The sequence below is a fragment of the Undibacterium sp. Di27W genome, assembly GCF_049340345.1.
Taxonomy (GTDB): domain Bacteria; phylum Pseudomonadota; class Gammaproteobacteria; order Burkholderiales; family Burkholderiaceae_D; genus Undibacterium.
In genome coordinates this window covers 305,306-327,672 of record NZ_JBMPOS010000002.1, presented here as the reverse complement: position 1 = coordinate 327,672, position 22,367 = coordinate 305,306, and the positions used below count along the sequence as shown (strand labels likewise).

Here is a 22,367-nt window from a genome sequence, read left to right as displayed (position 1 = left end):
CGGAGCTGATCCGCAAAAACTTGCAAGCGCTATTGTAGCCTGCAATAGCCAGAGTGCCTTGATAAGCTTCACCGCAGCTTAAGCTCAGCTCAATCCCAGCAACACCCTTCCTATGTGAGCATACGCACAGATCAACAAACAACACATCAGAGACAATACAGCCTGGCTGATGTTATTGTGAAAATAGGGATAGTGTTGCTAGAAAGATAGAAATAAAGGCTAGACAATTGTATAAGCTCAGACTATTCTCTTAATCAGGAGGATGCTTTTTATGAAAGATCTGAAATCCGCTCGTATCCTGCTTGTTGACGATGAGGTAAGAAATATCCGCCTGCTGGAAGTACTCTTGCATGCTGAAGGCTATTCTACCCTGAGCGCCAATAATGGTCGTGATGCACTCAAAATAGCCGCCTTTGCGCAACCTGATCTTATCCTGCTCGACATCATGATGCCGGACATGGATGGTTTTGCCACAGTGGCAGAACTCAAGGCCAATCCCCTGACCCAGCCTGTGCCTGTCATCATGCTGACTGCACTGGATGACCGTACCTCCAAACTGCGCGCCCTGCAGGCAGGCGCAGAAGAATTTCTGACCAAGCCCATAGACAGTGCCGATCTCAGCGTGCGAGTGCGCAATCTCTTACGTCTCAAGGAATATGGTGACTTCCTGAACGACCATAACCGCATACTGGAAAACCAGGTGGTACAGCGCACCGAGCAACTCGAAAATGCTTATCGCGATACCGTCTTCACTCTGGTGCGTGCTGCCGAGCATAAGGATGAAGAAACCGGCCATCACGTGCGCCGCATCAGCTATTACTGCCGCGCCCTGGCAGAAGCCATGGATTTACCTGCCGACTTTCATGATGCGATCTTCCAGGCCAGCCCCATGCATGACATAGGCAAGATAGGCATACCTGATCATGTGCTGCTCAAGCCAGGCAGCTTCAATCATGAAGAATGGAATATCATGCGCACCCACTGCGCCCTCGGTGCCAGCATACTTGCCAGTGGCACTTCGCCCTATATAGAAATGGGTGCAGAAATCGCCCTGAATCATCATGAGCGCTGGGACGGCACCGGTTACCCGAATGGTCTCAAGGGTGAAAACATTCCTATCGCTGCCAGGGTCATGCAAATCTGCGATGTGTATGATGCCTTGCGTAGTCGTCGCCCCTATAAGCCCTCGCTCGATCATGAGCAGAGCATGAGCATTATCATAGAAGGGGATGAACGTACCCAGCCCTCACATTTTGATCCACAGGTCTTGTCCTGCTTTGTAGCCCAGGCGGAGCGCTTTGCAGCCATCTTTGATCTGCATGCCGATGCCTGATGCCCAACGCCCCGGTATTTTACTGATCGATGATGATGTCGATCTGCAGCAGGCACTCATGCGCTTGCTCAGACCCTTGCAACACCCCATGTTCTGCAGCAGAGATGCGGCGCAAGCACTGGCACTCATGGCTCAACATCCTGTCGGCGTCCTGATTTGTGAACCCAGGGATGAACGTCTGGCTGCGCTCCTGATCGCCACCAGGGAAAAACATCCCGATGTCGTGCGTTTGATACTGACTGGCTACCCTGACCTGAGCAGTGTATTGCGGGCAGTCAATCAGGCGCAGCCTTTCAAGTTACTGGTCAAACCCTGGCTGAATGAAGAAATGCTGACGACAGTCAGCCAGGCACTGGAACAATATGCCTTGAACCGCGAACGTGAGCGCTTGCTCAGCGAATACAACGGCATACTCGACAATGCCGAAGCTGCCCACGCTTTTCGCAGTCTTGAAGCACTGATGCACGCTATCCACAAGGAGATGGCGGCAGATGCGATACACAGTTTACCCATGGCGGCATGCTTGCTGGTCGATGGTGTCGTGCAATTGATGAATACCAAGGTCAATCGCTATCTCAGGGAACTTGATCTGACACTAGTCGACATCGCCACTCCACTGGCAGACTTGCCCTTGATACTCCAGCAGGCCTACGATGCAAAACGCAAGCTGCGTGTACAGACACGCTTGAACGGGCAGCGCAGGCTGGATTATTTTGTGCTGGACCTGAGCATAGGTACGCTGATCGCATTTGCCCCAGAACCCAGGCTGGGCAGGCCGCCAAACCAGGCATAATCATGAACATGGCACTTCCATTTTGCATATGCTCACCAAGAAAGCAGCATCATGAAAAAACTCAGTACCGAATTCAGACTGCTCGCAGGGCTTATGTTCGGGCTGGCCTTACTCTTATCAGCCGGATGGCAGCTCTACCGTTCATTGCAAGACTACCGTGAAAACTCTTTATGGGTCACCCACACCTATCAGGTGCTGGATCAATTAAACGAGGTCAAATCCGGTGTGCTGGAAATGGAAAGCATACAGCGCCTGTACTTCATCACTGGTGATGATGTCTTCACCAGTCAACGTGAAAGCAGGTCAGCACAAATACGCCAGGCAGCAAAAAAAATCGACGAACTCACGAACGATAATCCACGTCAGCAATTATTGTATAAAACCCTGGCCCTCAAACTTGAAGAGAGGCTGATTGCTCTCGACAAGGCCCTGCAGATCTATCAAAACCAGGCTTACCCTGCAGTACGCCAGCATTTGATCAGCGGTACGCCACGTCTGGTCATGGAAGCCCTGCTGGCACAAATCAGCAGCATGGAAGAAGAAGAACGGGTCTTGCTGCAACAGCGCAAGACCCAGGTCGAAAACAATTTCGTGCAGGCTCGCAACATAGGCATACTGGTACTGATCATTACCCTGACTGGTGGGGCTTTGCTATGGTGGCAATTCAGACGCGATCTGATACAGCGCGAACAGGCGGAAGCTGCCGTCAGAGATAGTGAATCTCTGCTCAAGCAAGTGCTCGATATCTTGCCGGTGGGGGTCTTGATCTGTGGCCGCGACGGCACGCTGACCCAGATTAATCCGGGTGCCAAGATTATCTGGGGTGGTAGCCGGCAAGTGCGCCTGGACCAATACGGTGAATATGCGGGCTGGTGGCCGGATAGCGGCAAGCGCATCGCAGCGGATGAATGGGCGCTGGCAAGGACACTCAAAACTGGCGAGACCATACTCAATGAACTGGCCGACATACGCTGCTTCGATGGCAACCGCAAAACGATCGCTAACAGCACTGCCCCCTTGCGTGACGATAGTGGCCAGATCGTCGGCGGTTTGTCGGTGAATGTCGATGTCACCGCCTTCACCCTGACGGAACGCAAGCTGCGCACTGCTGCTCATTATGATGACACCCAGGTCAAGGCGCAAAACCTGTTTGCTGCCACTTTTGAGCGCAGTAAGATTTTCGATGGCTTGCTATCCCTGCTGGCCGACCGTCATGATTACCTGGTGTCTGCACTGTATAGTTATGATGAGTGGTATGCCCGCTTTCGCTGTGAAGCCAGCTACGGCCTGGGTCGTGATATCCCGCGTGAATTTGAAATGGGTGAGGGCTTGCTGGGTCAGGCGGCCCAGACCGGCAAAAGCAATTCACTGGACGCCAGCCGCCTGAGCCTGCAAACCGGCCTGGCAGACTTCAGCCCCAAACATGTATTGATGATACCGGTGGTCTACCAGGAACGCCGCCTGGCAGTGATGGTGCTGGCTACCACGAATAATATGATCGCTGGTGAACAGGCTTTTCTGGAAAGACTGGCTGGTCAGCTTGGAGTTGCCCTGCATAATCTGCGTCAGTACAGTGATCTCAAGCTTCTGGCAGATCAACTGCGTACCAGCAGTGATGAAATCGCTGCCAAGAACCAGCAACTGGAACAGGCCAGCCGCATGAAATCAGAATTCCTGGCGAATATGTCACATGAGCTGCGCACCCCGCTCAATGCCATCGTCGGTTTTTCTGAAATACTCAAGGATGGCTTGATGGGCAATTTATTGCCTCAGCAAAAAGATGCTGCCGTCGATATTTTCAGTAGCGGCAAGCACTTGCTGGCCCTGATCAATGACATTCTCGATTTGTCCAAGATAGAAGCGGGCAAGATGCAGATCAATCTGGAATCCACCGATATAGCATCGCTGGTGCAAGCCAGTTTGCAAGTCATACGCGAACAGGCTATCTCGCAAAGCCTGCAAGTTTCAGCCAAAGTTCAAGAGAATCTGGGTCACATCTGGCTCGATGAAATCAAGGTCAAACAAATCATCTACAACCTCTTGTCAAATGCCGTCAAATTTACCCCCGAGGGTGGCCGTGTGCATTTATCGGCGCGCCGCATTGAGGGTCACCAGATCGCTGGCGGGCGCTTTGAGCATTATCTGGAAATCATGATCAGTGACAGCGGCATAGGCATACCACAAGACGCACAAGGCTTGCTCTTCCAGCCTTTCAGCCAGATAGACAATAGCCTGTCACGCAAGTACCAGGGTACAGGCCTGGGCCTGGCAATGGTCAAGCGCATGGTCGAATTGCATGAAGGCAGTGTCAGCATGAGCAGTATCGTTGGCAAGGGGTCGACTTTCACTATCTTGCTGCCATGGCGTACTGCCAATCTGCCAGGCAAATACAGCGCGGTACAGGCGGCTACAGCAACAACGTCTCCTGCCATTGCCAGTTCTGGCAGTAGCCTGGCGCACGGAGAATTGCTGGCCCTAGTCATAGAAGACGATGACCAGGCAGCAGAAGTCTTGCGGGTGCAACTGGAGAGCGAAGGCTTTCACATACTGCGTGCAAAGACAGCTGAAGCCGCACTCAGCATGGCTGAAGAAGCCCATCCTGACCTGATTACCCTGGATATTTTATTACCCGGCATGGATGGCTGGGAATTCCTGGAGCGCTTCAAGCAACATCCCCTGTTTGCGTCTACGCCCGTTGTCATCATCTCTATCGTGGCCGACCGTGGTCGCGGCTTGTCGCTGGGCGCTGCCCATGTCATGCAAAAGCCCATCGCCAGGGAAAATCTGACGACCGCACTGACGGTACTGGGTTTTTGCAATGACCCGGCGGCGGTACAAAAAACTGCCCTGGTGGTCGATGATGATCCCAAGGCAGTTAGTCTGGTGACAACCCAGCTCGGCTCCCTGGGTTATCATACCGTGGCGGCTCTGGGTGGACAGGATGGTATCAACATGGCAAGACAACACACGCCTGATCTTATCGTACTGGATTTGATGATGCCAGAAATCAATGGTTTTGATGTCGTCGAAGCCCTTAAAAGTGATACAGTCACAGCAAGTATTCCAATTATTGTCCTGACTGCCAAACAGATTACGGCAGAAGACAGGATGCGTTTAAATGGCGATGTCAGAAAAGTCATGGAAAAATCCGATTTCAATCACGGTCGCTTCATAGGCGAAGTCAGACGTGCCATGACAGGCAGGGGTAAGTGAGATGGTTCGTGTACTGATCATAGAAGACAATCCTGTCAACATGAAGCTGGCGGCATTCTTGCTGCAAAATGCTGGCTATGAAGTGCTGCAAGCCGTAGATGCAGAAGCTGGCCTGCAAATTGCCCGCGATGAATTGCCCGAGCTGATACTGATGGATATGCAATTACCCGGCATAGACGGTATCACCGCCACCCGTCAGCTAAAAACTGATGCAGCAACCACCCATATCAAGATCGTTGCCCTGACTGCCTTTGCCATGAACGGTGATGAAGACCGCTTCCGCGCCGCCGGTTGTGATGCCTATATGGCAAAACCGATACGCTATCAGGCATTCTTATCCCTGGTTGAATCCATACTCAAGGCTTGATCAGCTTGGTGCAGGCCAGGGCAGGCTGAGACAAGCAGCAGCAAGCAGAGTAAACTGCAGGCATCAGAAAAAAGGTGCTCCATGAAATTTGAACATTTAATTGAAATCAATGATTTCGCTAATCCCATGGTCGAAGTCATCAGCCGCGAACAATTATGGCGTGGCCTGGTCTTGCGGGCAGAAATGCCGAAACTGTTTGTCTCTTACCTCGATGATGCCAGCATCACGGACCACAATGAAGCCGGCATGACACGCACCTTGAAGTACGGTGCGCTGGAAATCACTGACCGCGTCAGCTTTGTCCACCTCGAACATGTACATTACGATGTGGCGGCCCAGAATGATATCCCCCAATCATCCTTGCGCATGCGTATAGAAGAGCCGCAACCACAGGCGCTGTTCGTGCGTTTCCTGTATGACAGCGGGCATGCCGAAGCAGAAGATGCAGAAAACCGGATGTATAACGAATACCGCAAATCAGCCTATCAGGAAGCCGATGTGGAAACCATACGCATCATCCGTGAACTGGCCGAAAGCGGACGACTCGATGCCCTGCCATCCTGATCAAAGCGGAAAACAGCAGAAGGATTGCTGAGCCGCCAGCATTTCAGGGATAATGCGGCTCTGTCATTACTTTCCTCAATTAGTCTACCTTTCATTACTCCAAGGCTCCCATGACCAAGCGTATTACTCCTGCAACAAAGAAGCCTGTCCTGGCAGCTCTGGACTTGCCTGCACCAGTGCAAACCGCGCGTCTGAAACGCAAGCAATTTTCCAGCACCGGCGATGTGCATATCCAGGGTGATGCGGTGATTGCCACTCAGTTCATCGTCGGCGGTGACTGCCTCATTGATGGCGATTTAGAAGCTGAAGAAGTGTTTTGCCTGGGCAAGCTGACGGTCACTGGCGATATACGCGTGCAATCCCTGTATGTAGGCCATGCACTGGATGCGGGTGGCAATATTGATGTTGAATACCTCATCAAAACCGGTTGCAGTGCCGACTGGATGGCACGCATGCTGGAACTGGATCAGCGCAAACCGGCAGCCGACGGCAGCAGCTATATGGATATCCTGGTGCATCCCGCCATCCTGGCGCGCTATGACCATCATGATGCCTTTGGTGGTTTTGGCGATATCCAGGCACTCGGTTATGTGGCCTGCGCCGACCTCGATTGCCATGGCAATGTACAACTCGATGATGTGCTGGAAGTCGGTGAAATCCAGTTTGTTGGTGGCCATTTGTCGGCAGCGGCCATCCATGTTGCAGGCGATTGCAATTGCCAGGGCGAGCTGTTCAGCGAAACCGATATCCAGGTCGAAGGCGCACTGTTTGCTGCCAACCTGATATGCCAGGGTAACCTGGATGTAGCCAGCATCCATAGCCAGGGCGATATCAGTTGCTGGGGTTATCTGCGCGCTACTGGTGAAGTCAGCAGCCTGCGCGGTGAAATCCATAGCGGTCGCTGGATCGCCACCAAGGGCAGCGTCTACGCTGCCAAATACATCAAGTCTGGCGAATCCATCGTCGCCGAAAAAGGCATCAGTTGCGGTGCCGATTATGGCATCCTGGCTGCCACCAGCCTGCCGCGCTCACGCTGGGCTACGCATGGCATGGTCTCTGCCGTCAGCAAACCCCGTCTGCTCTTGTCTGGTCAGTTTGTCGAAGGCAAAAAGCTCAAGCATATCGATGCACTGGAAAAAAAGCGTGAAACTGAACTGGATTGGGAAGTGCCACGTCGTCTGAAGCGTGAAATGCAGCCAGCCTGAAGCTGAGTTTTGAATAGTTGAAATAGTGGTAGGGCAAGGCGCTGAGAGCAAACTCTTTCAGCGCCTTTTTTACCGGCATCTATACGCCAACATCGCTTTCACTGGCCAGCAGGCGTCGCAAAAAATAAATGCCCAGACCAGCAGCCAGCATTATCGCGGCATACACGCCCGCGCTGGGTTGCCAGGCGAGATTCACCCCGCGCGTCACCGAGATTCTATACAGATAGATCGTCACCCCGTTTGAGCACGCATGCAAGATGATACCTGGCCACAAGGACAAGGTCTTCTGATACAGCCATGCACAGACCACGCCTACTATTGTGGCACAGAGAAACTGGTATATATTCAGATGCGCCAGGCCAAACAGGCAGGCCGAACCCAGTATCGCTACCCAGCGGGAATACAGATGTAAAAAACTGCGCAGGATAATGCCACGGAACAGCATTTCTTCCAATACGGGCGCGACCAGGCAGGCCGTGATGATGGAGTGCACCCCATTGTTCATCATCTCATCAAACATTCTTTGCTGACCAGCTGGCACGGGTTGCCATGCTTCCAGCAAGGTCCCCAAAAAAACCAGCAACATGTCCAGTCCTGGCAGCAACAATAATATAGGCAAGATCAAGAGAAAAATACTGCTTTTGGATTTACCCGCAGAGGAATGAAACAACTCTGTATAGCTCAAGCCCTTGTAGTGCAATATGGCCGAGAACAAGACAGCATTCGACAAGACCGCAATGACACCATCGATGTCTTCCGCCCCCACGCCAGTCCAGGACTTGGTGTCATGGACCAGGATAGCAATGATGAACTCTATGCCCAGCAAGAAGACGATGAGGAAAAAAGCTTCCAGCCCTGAAGGGAAATTTTTGTGTTTTTCTTGCATCAGCCGTTACCGTATTAACCTGTTCCAGCCTAGAGGCTGGACAAATCCAGGTCTGGGGTAAACTCGCCATCCACTTCCTTGATGATGGCTTGGCCAGCGATGGTTTGCTGCCCATTAAAACTGAGGGTAGGCCCGCCATACAGGTTCCAGCCCTGGTTCAGGGCTGCAGTCACACGCAGGCAAAAAGCCTTGTCATCCGGGCCGGTCAGGTAACGATAGAGTTTCATGATGAGTTTGCTATCCAGATAATATGCTCAAACGGAGTACTACATTATATTCCATGCTTGCCTGCAGGCTTGTTGCCGCTCATTTGCTGAGTATCAATTTTTTTCAATGTGACAATATTCATCTTCAGGTTAAAATTGCCGCCACTCCTGGCCCGCCCGCATACTCAAGCAAACCGTCTTTATCACTGGAAGTCGTCGAATTTGTGCAAAAACTACAAGATTTTTTACAGCGATGGCAACAGCGAGGCGTGTATACCCGTTTATTCATACCCATCTTTGTATTGATCCTGATTGTCAGCGGCCTGCGTTACTATCTGCTGATAGATGGCGAAGTCAGGGATGCCCGGCAAAGACTGAGCACAGAATTGCGCCACAGCGCACATTACCTGATCCCGGCACTGAACAGCTTGTCTGCGCAAACCAATACGCTGGCCATACGCAATTTGCTAGCCCAGGAAGTCGCCTCCAGCCCAGCCATCTGGCGCATCAGCTGGCACTACCAGCAACAAGAAATCCAGCAGCAAAATGAGCTACTTCCTGCTGCTGCGCCAGCATGGTTTGTCAGGCTCCTGTCTTTGCCAGCAGAGAGCGTAGTCACCGAGGTCAGGCTGGCGGATGGGGAGATGGCGCGCTTGCGTCTGGACGCCAGGGCAGATAATGATAGTCTGCATATCTGGCAAAAAGTCACGGGCCAGGCAAAAATTTCTGTCAGCATCATTTTCACGATTTATTTTTTGCTGGGGCTGATACTGCGCGCTAACGCCCGCAGTTTGCATAAACTGGCTGAAGCCAGTGACAAATTCAAGAAAGGCCAGCATGCGATACGCATGGCCGTTACGGGGACAGCCGAGGCACGCGCCCTGGCCCTGACCTTTAATAGTATGGCGACCGAAGTGCAAGCCTTGCTGCTGACGTTACAGCGCAGCCAGCGGGCCAATAGTGAGCAACTGCACTTCACCTGGCAATTGCTACATGCCTTGCCCATCCCGATTTTTTTCCAGGACCAGCATGGCATCTGCCAGCGCATCAATCGCGCCTGGGAAGAATTGTTTGCATTGAGTGCTGTCGATGTAGTAGGTCGTCCCATGCCAGTGCTGGCCCTGCACGCCAGCAAGAAGCCCACACCAGACACAGGCCATGACAAGCTGGTCATGGAAATGCAGATACAGGCAGGCGGGGAAATTCTGGACGTGATTTACTACCAGGCCAGCTTCACCAATGTTCAGGGGCAAACCACGGGCAGTATAGGAGCACTGATAGATATCAGCGAACGCAATCAGGCACAGGCCACGCTGGCAGCAGAAAACGAGAGAGTGGAAACCACGCTGGCATCGATAGGCGATGCTGTTATCAGTACTGATGTCCACGGACGCATACTGATGCTCAACAAGGTGGCGCAGCAGATTTGTGGCTGGAGCCGCAAGGAAGCACAAGCACATGCGCTGACAGAAGTATTTTCTCTGGGTGACGAACTTCAGCGTCAGCAATTGGCAGGATTTTTACAAAAAATTTGTCTGAGCGGCGATATCTTGCAAGCAAATAATCAAAGCCTGCATGCACGGGGTGGACAACGCTTTACGGTCGACTATACGGCAGCACCGATACGTCAGAAAAATGGCAAGGTCATGGGTTGTGTGCTGGTGTTTCGCGATGTCAGCGAAAAGCAGCAGCTCATGCAGCAACTGAGCTGGCAGGCGGGTCATGATGTCCTGACCGGACTGGAAAACCGCGCGACCCTGAATGAGCGTTTCAGCACGGCGATACAAACTGCCCGTACTCAGAAAAAATGGCTGGCGGTTTGCCTGCTGGATCTCGATCATTTTCAAGCCATCAATCAAAATCATGGCCAGGAATTCGCCAACAAATTATTGCAACAAGTAGCCCGCCGCCTGGAAAGCAGCACTGCCAGTGAGCACCACGTGGCGCGCCTGGGTGGCGATGAATTTGTGGTGTTGCTGCAAAACCAGCAGAATGTCGCAGGTGTGGAATTAAACCTGGCCTTGCTCCTGGCAGAACTGGCGCAGCCTTATCAAATAGAGCAGCACAGCATCAGCCTCACCGCCAGCATAGGCGTGGCGATTTATCCGCGCGACGATGTCAATGCCGATACCCTGTTACGCTGTGCCGACCAGGCCATGTACCAGGCGAAATTGAATGGCCGTAATCAGTTTCATTTATTTGATGCCGAGCAAGACCAGCAATTACGCACCCATCACAATCAGCGCACCCGCATACGCCAGGCTTTACAACAAGGTGAATTGCGTCTGTACTTCCAGCCCAAGGTGAATATGCGCCAAGCTCGTATCACTGGCATGGAGGCGCTATTGCGCTGGCAACATCCAGAGCAGGGCATCGTCGGCCCTTTACATTTTTTACCGCTGATAGAACATACGGATTTAATTATCGATGTGGGTGACTGGGTCTTGCATCAGGCCATGACACAATTGCGCGCGTGGAATGCATCGCATGCAGACTGGGTCATCAGCGTCAACATTGCCGCCCGCCATTTCCAGTGCAAGGATTTCGTCGCACGCTTGCGCGAAGTACTCGCGGCTTACCCTGATGTCGCGCCAGAAAAACTGGAAATAGAGATACTGGAATCTGCCGCCATACAAGACATCCAGCATGTGCGCGAAGTCATGCTGGCATGTCAGCAAATCGGTGTCAGTTTTGCCCTGGATGATTTTGGCACAGGTTATTCTTCGCTGTCTTACCTGAAACGACTGCCAGCCAATACCCTGAAAATTGACCAGAGTTTTGTGCGTGACATGCTGGAAGACAAGGATGACCTGGCGGTCATCAGCGCCATCATCGGCCTGGCAAATGCCTTCAAGCGCAGTGTCATTGCAGAAGGTGTAGAATCCGCAGAACACGGCGTGGCGCTGATGCGCCTGGGTTGCGATCTGGCCCAGGGCTATGGCATTGCCCGCCCCATGCCAGCCGAGCACATCGCAGCATGGGCAAAAAATTATGTGCCGCCCGCTCTCTGGGCGCATGGCAAAAACCCGGAATGGGAAGATGCCTGATTATCCGTCTTCATCACTCGCTACATCTACTGACGAAAGCGCTTATGCAAACAATATCCGGCCGCTGCAGTTGCGGGAACATCAGCTATCATTACCCTGCAGCGCCCCTGCAAGTCGTGACTTGCCACTGCGGCATGTGTCGTCGCATGACAGGAGCGGCAATGTCCTCCTATGTCGTCGTCAAGGCTGCTGAACTGGTCTTTACCCAGGGTCAGGATGCATTGAAAACCTATGCCGTCACAGCTCATACAAAACGTCATTTTTGTGGCGAGTGTGGCACACCCCTGTTTAATGCCAATACAGAAAAATATGCAGGCCTGGCCATGCTCTATCTGGGTACTGTCGACGCACACCAGGACTTGACTCCCCACCTGGCCCTGTTTTGTGAAAACCAGTTAAGCTGGCTGCAACTGACTGCAGATTGCCGGCAATTTGCACAGGCGCCCACTCGCCCGCCCAGCAAGTAAAATCCACACTGTTTAATTTCCACTTCATCATCCGAAAAAATGAAATGACATTTCTTTTCAAAATTTCTATAGGAAAACTTGTTCATGTCATCTAGATTGTAAGCGTAGTAGCGATGGCAAATACAGCCACGCCTGCTCATTTGACAACATGGAGGTAGACGATGAAAAGTTTATTGATTAAGTTGATGATGGTGTTGTTTGCCATGGTTGCTGGTAGCAGCGCTTATGCCAATGAAAAGGCAACGGAAGAACAGGCCGTTGCCTTTGTTAAAAAAGGTGTGGAATACTACAAAAAAAACGGCAAGGAAAAAGCCCTGGCTGCCTTCAGCGATCCGAATGGGGAGTTCGTCAAAGGTGAATTGTACTTTTTTGTCTATGGTGCAAACGGTGATGGCATCGTGCTGGCACATGGACAAAACCAGAAAATGATAGGCAAGCAATTGCTGGATATGAAAGATGTAGACGGTGTCTATTTGATACGTGAGGCCAACAAGATAGCCGTCAGCCCTGAAGGCAAGGGTTGGGTCAGTTATAAATGGCCCAATTCCATCACCAAGGCGCTGGAGGCGAAAAAATCATATATAGAACGCGTGGGCGATATCTGGATAGGCTGCGGTATTTACAAATAAGGAATACCAGCTTACCCGCAGATTCATCCTTGCCAAAGGGAAGGCAACAGCCTCTCCCTTGGCCTCTCGCAGTATCCAAACTTGTTCTGTACGACCAGCTTCATGCCAGGGAGAGGTTAGTGTGGAAATTTCTTGTCAGCTTGCTCGTTGCCCTGCTCTTGAGCAGCGTCATGGCAGATTCAAGGGCCGAACGCAAGATCAGGCGTCCTGATGAAGTCATTGCCCTGGTCCAGAAAGCCATCGCTTTTCAAAACCAGTACGGTCGTGAACGCACATTAGCGGAAATCAATAATCCCAAGGGCGTGCTGGTAGACGGTGAATTGTATCTGTTTGCCTTTAATTTGAAAGGTGATGGCATCACCCAGGCCAATACCGTGTTCCCCGCTCTGGTAGGAAAGAACTTGCTGGATATGCGGGACCCCGATGGTATTTATATTATCAAACGCTTCCTTGATGTCGCCAATAGCAAGAGCGGCAAAGGCTGGGTAGATTACAAATGGCCTAGCGCCACCCGTGGCAAATTCGTGGAATTGAAAACATCTTATATAGAACGTGCTGGCGATTTGTTTTTTGGTTGCGGCATGCCCAAGGAATGGGCCCGGTGATGCGCTGGCGGCAGTTGGGAAATCCACGCACCGTACTGCTCTTCTTCGTAGGATTAACTTCCATCGCCATCTTGTTGCAGACTGCCTGGGCCATCTTTGAAGATCGCCGCATCACTTTGGCATCTGAGCGAGAAAATGGACTGGTTGCCGTGCGTTTGCTGGAAGAACATGCACAGCAACAATTGGCTACCGCTTCGATCCGGCTTGATACGGTCGCCAATGGCGTACAAGCCATCAGTCAGGAAAAAGCAAGTGATGATGCCGCCATCCATGATGTAATAGAAGAAACCCTGAAAAACAGCCGCTCTGCCGGTGCCTTGCAATTCGCCAACCGCCAGGGCGAACGCTGGGTCAGCACTATGGATTTCCCTTCCTATGTCTTCAATACCGAGGAAAGGGATTACATGGCATGGTTGCTACAGCGCCCGCAATATCAGTTTGTAACGATAGGCTCTCCCTTGCAGCGCTTCATTGATGCGGAGCTGGTGCTGCCTCTGGCACGCAATCTGTATGATCGCCATGCTCGCCATGTCGGCCTGATCAGCACTGAAGTGTCCTTAAGTTATTTCAATACGGTATATGACAGGGTGGCCAAGGATAGCCAGGCACTGGTGCAACTGGTGTCTGACCAGGGGCTGGTGATCGTCAGCTCGGCCTCTGCCGGGCGCGAATTCAAGCAAAATAAATTACCGGCACCGGTTTTGCAGGCCTTGCAAGCTTCTGCAGTGGAAGGTGCATTTGAAGCCTACCTGGATGAGAGTAAACAACATCTGTATCAATATGCTTATCGCAAGGTCAATGGTTTTCCAGTCACCACTTTGTTTGGACGTGAACTGGATAAGGTCTTGGTCAATTGGCAGGCCCGTACCTGGGACAGACTGTTTTTTTCCGGCGTATTCATCGTCTTTCACTTACTGCTGACCTGGTACCTGGTCTTGCATATGGATAAATTACAACGTTCGGAAAACAAGCTGCGAGCCAGTGAGAGCCGCTTCGTGGACTTGTTCCAAAGCTCGCCAGTACCGCTAGCCCTGATGGCCGTCGGCGATGATGTGCTGATGGAAGTCAATAACGCCCTGCTCCTGCAATTCGGTTATAGCCGTCTGGAGTTCCTGGGCAAGACCCCGGTACAGCTCGCGCTGTGGAAAGACCCTCAGGCACGTGCCCCCTATCTGCAGCAATTGCAGTCACAAGCTTTTGTCGACAATTATGAAGCCTCGCTTCAGCATAAGAATGGCAAGATCATTACCTGCTTGCTATCGGCGCGCATGCTGGAATCCGAGGGACAAAAAGTAGTGATTTTTTCGCCCATTGATATCAGTCGGCAACGCGAAGTCGAAAGCGAAATTCGCCAGCTCAATGAAGAGCTGGAACAACGTGTCGCCGACCGTACCGCGAATTTGCGGGAAGCGCTGAGTTCCATCACTGCCATGCAAAGCGAACTGGTGCGCACGGAAAAAATGGCCGCACTGGGCATGCTGGTTGCAGGCGTCGCCCATGAATTGAATACGCCTATAGGAAACAGCCTGACTGCTTCCAGCAGCGTGCAAGCCTACACAGACAATTTGCTGGAAGAATTGAAAAGTGAGCGCCCGCGTCGTTCCATACTGAATTCTACGGCTGAACTCATCCATAAAGGTGGGTTCATCGTCATCCGCAACCTGGAAAGAGCCGCCACCCTGGTCGCCAGTTTCAAGCAGGTGGCAGCAGACCAGTCCAGTGACCGCAGACGCTGTTTCGATTTGCAGCAAGTATTGCAAGAGCTGGTCGTGACGATAGAACCCATGTTCGTCAAACAGCATCAACTCCATCTGGATCTGGAAGCCGGGCTCAACATGGATAGTTATCCTGGTGCCCTGGCCCAGGTCATCACCAACCTGGTCAGCAATGCCATCGTCCATGGTTTTGAAGGCCGGGCAGGGGGCACCATGCAGCTGCGCAGTCGACGCTTATCCAATGAAGAACTGGAATTGATTTTCACTGACGACGGCCTGGGTATCGCCCCTGAGCACCTGAGCCGTATCTTTGATCCGTTTTTTACCACCAAACTGGGACAGGGTGGCTCGGGACTGGGAATGAATATCGTCTACAACCTGGTAACAGGTACTTTGGAAGGCAGTATTAAAGTAGAAAGCCCATCAGGTGCAGGTGCCTGCATTATCATCCACCTGCCCTTGAAAGTCAGAGCCAAGCTCAACAAGGATAAAGTGGAAACTGATATTCATCATACCTAGGGCAGCCTGATCCAGGAGTTGATCAGGCAGCTGTATCCTGCATGCAACACAAACGAGAAAAACAGGTCGATTCCGAGCGTATCAGAATCACTTGCAGAAATTAAATTGTTTGATTTTTTGCTGCGATAGTGACGTACGAATTGCTGCTACAAATTTGTCGAAAATAAAAAAGGGCTGAATAAATTCAGCCCCTCTCATCCTAACTGCCAGCCTTATTTGCCGGGATACTTGATAGTCATTTCTTTCAAGAGATTATCAGCATGATCGACTTCTTTCATGACCCATAACATATAACGTATATCGACATGAATGGCGCGCGTGATGGCGCTATCGAAATACCAATCCTTGGTGATGGATTCATAGGTGGAATCAAAATTCAAACCCACCAGTTCGCCATTTTTATTCAAGACCGCAGAACCGGAATTACCACCCGTGGTATCGGCACTGGACAGGAAATTGACAGGTACAGTCTGCAAGACATTATCCTTGAAAACGCCATAACGTTTTTCCTTCACCGCAGCCAGCAAACTCTCTTGCATATTGAAGGGTGACTTGCCTGTGTGTTTCTCGGCTATGCCTTCAACAGTGGTGAACGGCCCCTTGCTGATACCATCACGTGGTGAATACGGGGCTACCGTGCCATACGTCACGCGCAGGGTGGAATTGGCGTCAGCATACACTGGTTTGCCCTGGGATTTTTTCCACTCGATGACGGCTTGCATGTACTGGGGAATGACACGTTCAAGATTGCCATCCAGCTCCTTGCGGCGGTTTTCCAGCGACATACCGGTGTCATGCAATTTCACAGCCAGACGGATAAAGGCATCATCCGATTGTTCGAAAGCCTTGCGGTCCTTGCCCATCCAGGACAGGCGTTTGGCGGTTTCGCCCATCGTACTCTGCTGATACAGACTGACGACACTTTCCGGTGTGGGTAACAACACGTCCAGACCTTGCGGATGTGTCTTGGCTGGCAATTGATTATATCTTTGCAAAGCAGCAGTAAACCTGGCCTGATCCACATTCGGTAAATAGGATTGCTCCAGGCGGCTGAGTCTGCCGGCAATGATAGTCATATCCCTTTGCTGATAGCCAGTATAGCGTTCTGCATCCGGTTTTTCGCTTTCGATCGCCAGGCGATACAGCGTGCGTGCACTCTTCAGAAGTTCACTGGTATTGGCGACGTTCCAGGCGAATTCTTCGTCCGACATGGCCATGTCGGCAGCAATCAGGTCATCCAGTTCTTTCAGCAAATTCTTGTTGCTGCCATGCTGGGCAAACCACAGCCTGAACTCAGCATCCTGACCATCCTTGATGGCAGCGATATCTTTACGGGCAAAACCGTCCAGCAAGCCTTCAGTTTTTTTCAAACCATTATTGATGCCCTTGACCACGTTTGCATAGCGTACGCCAGCAGCAGCATTGCCCTGCGTTGCGGCAGCAATCACTGCCAGGTCAGCCTTGGACTCGGCCACTTTGGTTGGGAAAATAACATCGCGCGCAAAGCGTATTTCTGCCGGTAATTTATAGCGGCTGGTGCGGCCAGGATAACCTGCCAGCAAGATGGGATCGCCATTTTTCAAGCCCTGTGCAGATACCACCAAAAAGTCTTTGGACTGATACGGCACATTGTCGGCAGCAGGGTCGGCAGGACGGCCATCCTTGCCTACATAGGCGCGCAGGAAGGAGTAATCACCGGTATGGCGCGGCCATTCAAAATTATCGACGTCACCACCAAAATTGCCTATCTTGTCTGACGGCGCATACACCAGGCGCACATCACGTATGGTCAACTGACGTATGCGGTAATACTCGAGGCCACGGTGAAAGCCAGGTACGGAGCAACGATAAGCCTTGTCCTGTTCACATTCTGCGATGAGGGCCTTGATACGGTTTTCCACATGCTCGGTTCTGGCGCGGCCAGACATGGCGGCAGTCAAGCCTTGCGTGACTTGCGCCGTGACGTTTTCCACCTTGTCCGTGATATACATGCGAGTATCGGGTCCAGCTGGCAATTCTTCTGCCATGGTCCTGGCCAGAAAACCATTGGCAATATAGTTTTTTTCTGCCGTCGAGTTTTTTTGTATCGCCCCATAGGCGCAATGATGATTGGTCACCGCCAGGCCAGTATTCGATACGAAAGAAGCCGAACATCCACCCAGTGACACCATGGCTGACATAGGGTGTTTGTTCAAATCTGCCAATTTTTCTGCCGGCACATTGATGCCTATGCGTTTCAATTCAGATTTGAGTTGTGGCAACTGATAAGGTTGCCACTGGCCTTCGTCAGCATACGCAGATGAAAAAACGCCAGCCAGGGCCAGCGGAACAGCAAGGGTCTTCAACAAAATACACTCCAAATTAAATTCTGATGACATGAGTATGAATCATGGGCGGCAGTATAGCTGCGCCGGCCACCTGTAAACAGCCAGAATAGTAAGGCCGGTGAAGATTTTTCAATTTTTAAAAACACTCACATTAATTAATTAGCATGAAATAACGAAAATTAGGCGTAAATAGAGACATATCCCAGTTTAATTAGTTCCTGTATTTTTCCATTGCTCTGTATGATTTTCTCCATTATTCCAATTAATGAAATAATAAATTGATAAATTAGTCTATTCCTATATTTTCAAGGAAGGCACAAAATATAGTCCATGCACTTGCACCTCTATCGCACTTGCTACAAGCCTACTTTGAATGGAAAAATCATGAGCCGCATCAATCTCGTCACTAAAGAAACTGCCAATGCTGAACAACTGGCCTTGCTGGAAGCAATACAAACAAAACTGGGCATGGTTCCCAATTTTTTGAAAGCCTTCGCCAATTCACCTGCTGCCCTGCGCGCTTTTTTGGGTTTGCATGGTATCGCCGGTGAGGGCAGCCTTGACCCGCAAACCCGCGAACGCATCGCCCTGGCTGTAGCACAAAAAAATTCCTGTGAATATTGCGTATCTGCCCATACCGCCATCGGTCGCGGTACTGGTTTGGACAATGAAGAAATGGCGGCCAATCGCGCTGGCAGCAGCCAGGATGCCAAAGCAGCCGTTGCCGTCAAATTTGCCCGCTCTCTGGTCGAGCATGGTGGCGAAGTCACGACAGCAGAAATTCTGGAAATGCGTGACACGGGTTATAGCGATGCCGATATCGTTGAAGTCATCACCCATGTAGGTATGAATATCCTGACGAATATGCTGGGCAAGGCCAGCCGTCTGGACATCGACTTCCCTAAAGTCAGTCTCTGATTCCAGTAACACTCTCGTCCCGTAACAGCAAGGAAGTCATCATGTCACGCGCATTCGCCGATATCAGTTTTACCGCCAGCGTGAAAGCTGCACAAAGCCTGTATGGCAGCCGTGACGCCAATCGTGGCTTTGAACTGGTGGAAGAGAAGCGTGATCATTTGCTCAAGCAGGACATGGAATTCATCGCTGCTCGTGACAGCTTTTACCAGGCAACGATTTCGCAAAACGGCTGGCCCTATGTGCAACACCGTGGTGGCCCAGCCGGTTTTCTCAAAATTCTCGATGCAAAAACCATAGGCTATGCCGATTTTTCCGGCAATGCCCAATACCTGAGCGTAGGCAATCTGTTCGCCGACGACAAGATCTCTTTAATACTCATGGATTATGCCAACCGCCGCCGTCTGAAAATCTGGGGCCGGGCCAGGATCGTCCATGAAAGTGAAGATCCCCGTTTGATCGCCAGACTGGAAATGTCCAGCTACCGCGCTCGTGTTGAGCGTGCCGTGGTGATCACGGTAGAGGCCATAGAATGGAATTGCCCACAACATATCACACCCCGGTTCACGGATAAAGAAGTGCAAGCCATGCTGGCCAGCCTGCTGACAGAAAACCGTCAGCTCGAAGAACAATTAAAGCAACAGCCTGCACCAGTAAAACTCAGCCGTCTTGGCCACGGTCCCCTGGAACTGGTCATCACTGGCGTGCGCCAGTTGAGCCCGCGCATACGTGCCTATGAATTGCGCGATCCGGCGGGTAAAGACTTGCCTGTCGTGACTGCCGGTGCGCATTTGCGTGTGCCCGTCTTACTGGCAGATGGGCAAGCTGGTAGCCGTCAATACTCCATCAGCTCCGCCGCTGGCAAGCCGGATGTGTATGAAATTGCCGTACTGGCAGAGCCTGAAGGGCGCGGTGGCTCCATGGCGGTCCATAGTTTGTATGAACTTGGCATGCATCTGCATTGCGATCTGCCGCGCAATGACTTCGAACTGCATGCCCATGCGGCACCAGCCATACTGATTGCCGGTGGCATAGGTATCACGGCCATCAAGCCGATGGCAGAGGGCTTGCAAGCCCAGGGGCGACCGTACGCATTGCATTACGCTGGCCGCCAACTCCAGGCCATGGCATATCGTAAGGAATTGCAGGAGCAACTGGGTGCATCCCTGCATCTGTACGCGGCGGACCAGGACCAGCGACTGGATATCCGCCAGATCATGGTAGCAGCCAGCAAGGATAGTCTGATCTATGTCTGCGGCCCTGCCAGCATGATCGCTGCCGTGCTGAGTAGCGCCGCAGCATTGGGCATAGATAAGCAAAGAATACGCTATGAAAGATTTGCGGCACAAAAGTCAGCAGATGATGAAGAAATCCGGGTGGAACTGGTGCGCAGTAAAAAAGTCATCATGGTCCGTGCAGATCAAAGTGTCTTGCAGGCAGTGCGCGCCCATGGTGTGGCTGCAGATGCAGAATGCGAAACCGGGAATTGCGGTACTTGTGCCGTGAAACTGCTGGGCGGGCAGGCACAGCACAGGGATGCCGTATTGACAGAAGCAGAGCAAAAAAATCGCATCTGCATCTGTGTCTCACGTGCGCAAGCTGGCGAACTGGTACTTGATCTGTAACTTTATTTTTGCAATGGTAGAAATACGTCGGTCACTATCAAGTGTTCAGGCACATCCGGGAAGAAACTGATACGTTGAAAAAACAAAGGAAAATCCCGTAAATTACGCTCACTTTGTGGCAACCAGTTGTTATACAAAAAACGCACGACATTGCCCAGCTGCGCGTCACTGCCAGTATGCCTTAGCACTGCACATGCGCCGGCGGGAATGATCTTGTTGACGATACCATGCTGATTATCTGCCACTGGCGCGGCTACTGCAGCAGCCAGATCAAAGCGATATTCTTCAGCTGGTGTCTGTTCAGGATCATCGTAGATGAGATTAAAAGTCGCACTGACGCTGGGCGGCAGTTTGTTGAGTTTGCGCCAGGCGATGAATTGCTGGATGCTGTTGGGCAGCAAAGCGGGGGCACCGCGATGCTCAAGCACAGCAATACGGGTTTCGGGAAAGTCCGTGATACGCACGTCGGCGATTTGATAGGTAGCAGGCATATACTGTTCTCTCATGTGGTCTATGGTCAGATTGCTGTTCTGCCAGGCATGCCATTGTGGCTGTTTTCTGAATTGAGCCGGACTGAGCCCCAGGCTTTTTTTAAAAGCGCGGGAAAAAGCTTCACTGCTTTCATAGCCATTATCCAGAGCAATATCGATGACCTGTTTATGGCTGCGAAATGCCAGTTCATACATGGCTTTTTTTAGTCTCAATAGCTGCACATAACGAAATGCCGCTATACCAAAGTATTCAGAAAACTGCCGGTGAAAATGGTATTTTGAAAAAGTCGCGACTTCACTTAAACGCTCCACCGACAGATCTTGATCCAGATGGCTGTCGATATACCTGACTACTCGAAGCATGCGCGTTTGATAATTAGATTCGCTCAATCATTTCTCCCTGACAGACTGCAGAATAGCCAGGCCTCAGTGTTGTCGCATGATAGTTCTTGCTGTGTTTTGTTTTTTGGGGATTTGTTTAGTCAGCACGGTGACGCAGCCTTTCCAGCAGCGCCTGTTCACATAATTTAAAGAGCATATATGCAGCCATGGCAGCACAGGCGCTCAGTATCAATTCCAGCAATTGCTGCAAGCCACCTTCCACCAAACCTATCCAGCCATTATCAAGCAGGTATTCTGCATTGGCAGTGAACAGATGGACGATATCAAAAGACAGTTTGCCAAATACCACGAAGCTCAGAGTCAATATCAGAAAGCTGGTGATACTGTGCTGGCATAGCCAGGCATAGAATTTTCGCTGTCTTGCCATGTGCAATCCTTTCTACAGGCTGATCAACCAGCTCAGATTTTCTCCACGATGTTTTTCAGGCTATGCAAGCCTTCATCGAATTTACTACCCACCATTTTATCCATGCTGAAGAACAAGCTCATGAGCTTGGACATGAAATTGCTGGGGCCAAACATGGCATGACTGACGACAGTGTGACCCTCTTTTTCTTCAAGACGGAACTCGATGGTATTTTGCGCAGTAAATGGCTTGAAAAAATTGATTTGCAGACGCAGGTAATCATGAGGGCGGGTTTCGAGGATTTCCATCTTGCCTTCGCCAAGGTCTTTATTACCCTTCCAGGCATAGATGGCTCCCTGCCCCTGTGCCGCACCGCTATAGATGCGCTGCACAGCAGGATCAGCTTTTTCCCATGGCGACCAGGCTTCCCATTCATGAAAGTCGTTAATCAGGGGGAAAATCTGTTCCGGCCTGGCCTGCAAGATCAGGGAACGCTCAATACGAAAATCATCTGGCCGGGTGGCGACAAACAATATAAAAGCGATTAGCAAAAGCAAGACTATGGCAGCAAGCATCATGGCAGGTCTCCTGAAATATTCAGTAATGATCCCGAGCGAACGGAAGAATGCCTTCTAGCTTAATGCGCTTATCGCATTATTACCAGCCTGCCTTTATTATCAAGGAGACCATCAAAACTGATGAATACCCGCTA

19 protein-coding genes are annotated in these 22,367 nt (G+C 51.3%); 13 read left to right on the top strand and 6 right to left on the bottom strand.

Going from position 1 to position 22,367, the window contains the following annotated elements; all coding sequences use genetic code 11:
- Positions 1–271: 271 nt before the first annotated feature.
- The 6 genes from ACO0LF_RS06235 (at position 272) to ACO0LF_RS06210 (ending at position 7,475) form a co-directional block, all read left to right on the top strand.
- Positions 272–1,333, top strand: a complete 1,062-nt coding sequence (locus ACO0LF_RS06235; RefSeq protein ID WP_423012995.1) for a response regulator — start codon at positions 272–274, stop codon at positions 1,331–1,333.
- A complete protein-coding gene (locus tag ACO0LF_RS06230; protein ID WP_423012993.1) occupies positions 1,326–2,126 on the top strand; it encodes a hypothetical protein in 801 nt (266 codons plus the stop codon). The genes ACO0LF_RS06235 and ACO0LF_RS06230 overlap by 8 nt, the downstream gene beginning before the upstream one ends.
- A gap of 51 nt (positions 2,127–2,177) precedes the next feature.
- Positions 2,178–5,339, top strand: coding sequence for a response regulator (locus ACO0LF_RS06225; protein ID WP_423012991.1), 3,162 nt, complete (start codon positions 2,178–2,180; stop codon positions 5,337–5,339).
- 1 nt (position 5,340) lies between these two features.
- Positions 5,341–5,706: a response regulator gene (locus tag ACO0LF_RS06220; protein WP_423012989.1), complete on the top strand. Its 366-nt coding sequence runs from the start codon at positions 5,341–5,343 to the stop codon at positions 5,704–5,706.
- Positions 5,707–5,787: 81 nt separating this feature from the next.
- The gene (locus ACO0LF_RS06215; protein WP_423012987.1) at positions 5,788–6,270 is read left to right on the top strand and encodes an SRPBCC family protein; all 483 of its coding nucleotides are present in this window, start codon (positions 5,788–5,790) and stop codon (positions 6,268–6,270) included.
- Between the two features lie 110 nt (positions 6,271–6,380).
- Complete coding sequence (locus tag ACO0LF_RS06210; protein ID WP_423012985.1) at positions 6,381–7,475, top strand: hypothetical protein; 1,095 nt, start codon at positions 6,381–6,383, stop codon at positions 7,473–7,475.
- 79 nt (positions 7,476–7,554) lie between these two features.
- Here ACO0LF_RS06210 and ACO0LF_RS06205 read toward each other — a convergent pair whose 3' ends face one another.
- On the bottom strand, positions 7,555–8,361 hold the full coding sequence (locus ACO0LF_RS06205) for a lysostaphin resistance A-like protein (RefSeq protein WP_423012983.1): 807 nt from the start codon (positions 8,359–8,361) through the stop codon (positions 7,555–7,557).
- A gap of 29 nt (positions 8,362–8,390) precedes the next feature.
- The gene (locus ACO0LF_RS06200; protein WP_422999877.1) at positions 8,391–8,588 is read right to left on the bottom strand and encodes a DUF1737 domain-containing protein; all 198 of its coding nucleotides are present in this window, start codon (positions 8,586–8,588) and stop codon (positions 8,391–8,393) included.
- Between the two features lie 248 nt (positions 8,589–8,836).
- Here ACO0LF_RS06200 and ACO0LF_RS06195 point away from each other — a divergent pair, with 248 nt between their 5' ends.
- The 5 genes from ACO0LF_RS06195 (at position 8,837) to ACO0LF_RS06175 (ending at position 15,549) form a co-directional block, all read left to right on the top strand.
- A complete protein-coding gene (locus ACO0LF_RS06195) occupies positions 8,837–11,614 on the top strand; it encodes an EAL domain-containing protein (protein ID WP_423012981.1) in 2,778 nt (925 codons plus the stop codon).
- A gap of 44 nt (positions 11,615–11,658) precedes the next feature.
- Positions 11,659–12,081, top strand: a complete 423-nt coding sequence (locus ACO0LF_RS06190; protein ID WP_423012979.1) for a GFA family protein — start codon at positions 11,659–11,661, stop codon at positions 12,079–12,081.
- A gap of 161 nt (positions 12,082–12,242) precedes the next feature.
- Positions 12,243–12,710, top strand: a complete 468-nt coding sequence (locus ACO0LF_RS06185; RefSeq protein WP_423012977.1) for a cache domain-containing protein — start codon at positions 12,243–12,245, stop codon at positions 12,708–12,710.
- Positions 12,711–12,829: 119 nt separating this feature from the next.
- Positions 12,830–13,315, top strand: a complete 486-nt coding sequence (locus ACO0LF_RS06180) for a cache domain-containing protein (protein ID WP_423012975.1) — start codon at positions 12,830–12,832, stop codon at positions 13,313–13,315.
- Positions 13,315–15,549: an ATP-binding protein gene (locus ACO0LF_RS06175; RefSeq protein ID WP_423012973.1), complete on the top strand. Its 2,235-nt coding sequence runs from the start codon at positions 13,315–13,317 to the stop codon at positions 15,547–15,549. Before ACO0LF_RS06180 ends, ACO0LF_RS06175 begins: the two co-directional genes overlap by 1 nt.
- 212 nt (positions 15,550–15,761) lie before the next feature.
- Here ACO0LF_RS06175 and ACO0LF_RS06170 read toward each other — a convergent pair whose 3' ends face one another.
- Entirely contained in the window at positions 15,762–17,927 is a 2,166-nt protein-coding gene (locus ACO0LF_RS06170) for a S46 family peptidase (RefSeq protein ID WP_423012971.1), read from the bottom strand.
- Between the two features lie 333 nt (positions 17,928–18,260).
- Between ACO0LF_RS06170 and ACO0LF_RS06165 the strand changes: the two genes are divergently transcribed.
- Positions 18,261–18,794 carry a carboxymuconolactone decarboxylase family protein gene (locus ACO0LF_RS06165; RefSeq protein ID WP_423012969.1) on the top strand — a complete coding sequence of 178 codons (534 nt, stop codon included), beginning with the start codon at positions 18,261–18,263 and terminating at the stop codon, positions 18,792–18,794.
- 41 nt (positions 18,795–18,835) lie between these two features.
- The gene (locus ACO0LF_RS06160; RefSeq protein WP_423012967.1) at positions 18,836–20,416 is read left to right on the top strand and encodes a pyridoxamine 5'-phosphate oxidase family protein; all 1,581 of its coding nucleotides are present in this window, start codon (positions 18,836–18,838) and stop codon (positions 20,414–20,416) included.
- Between the two features lie 2 nt (positions 20,417–20,418).
- On the opposite strand, the gene ACO0LF_RS06155 is transcribed toward ACO0LF_RS06160, so the two are convergent.
- The 3 genes from ACO0LF_RS06155 to ACO0LF_RS06145 all read right to left on the bottom strand — a co-directional run bounded on the left by ACO0LF_RS06155 (position 20,419) and on the right by ACO0LF_RS06145 (position 22,233).
- On the bottom strand, positions 20,419–21,297 hold the full coding sequence (locus ACO0LF_RS06155; RefSeq protein ID WP_423012965.1) for an AraC family transcriptional regulator: 879 nt from the start codon (positions 21,295–21,297) through the stop codon (positions 20,419–20,421).
- Between the two features lie 88 nt (positions 21,298–21,385).
- Positions 21,386–21,676 (bottom strand): hypothetical protein, encoded by a 291-nt coding sequence (locus tag ACO0LF_RS06150; RefSeq protein ID WP_423012963.1) that lies wholly within the window; start codon positions 21,674–21,676, stop codon positions 21,386–21,388.
- Between the two features lie 32 nt (positions 21,677–21,708).
- On the bottom strand, positions 21,709–22,233 hold the full coding sequence (locus tag ACO0LF_RS06145; RefSeq protein ID WP_423012961.1) for an SRPBCC family protein: 525 nt from the start codon (positions 22,231–22,233) through the stop codon (positions 21,709–21,711).
- Positions 22,234–22,367 lie beyond the last annotated feature (134 nt).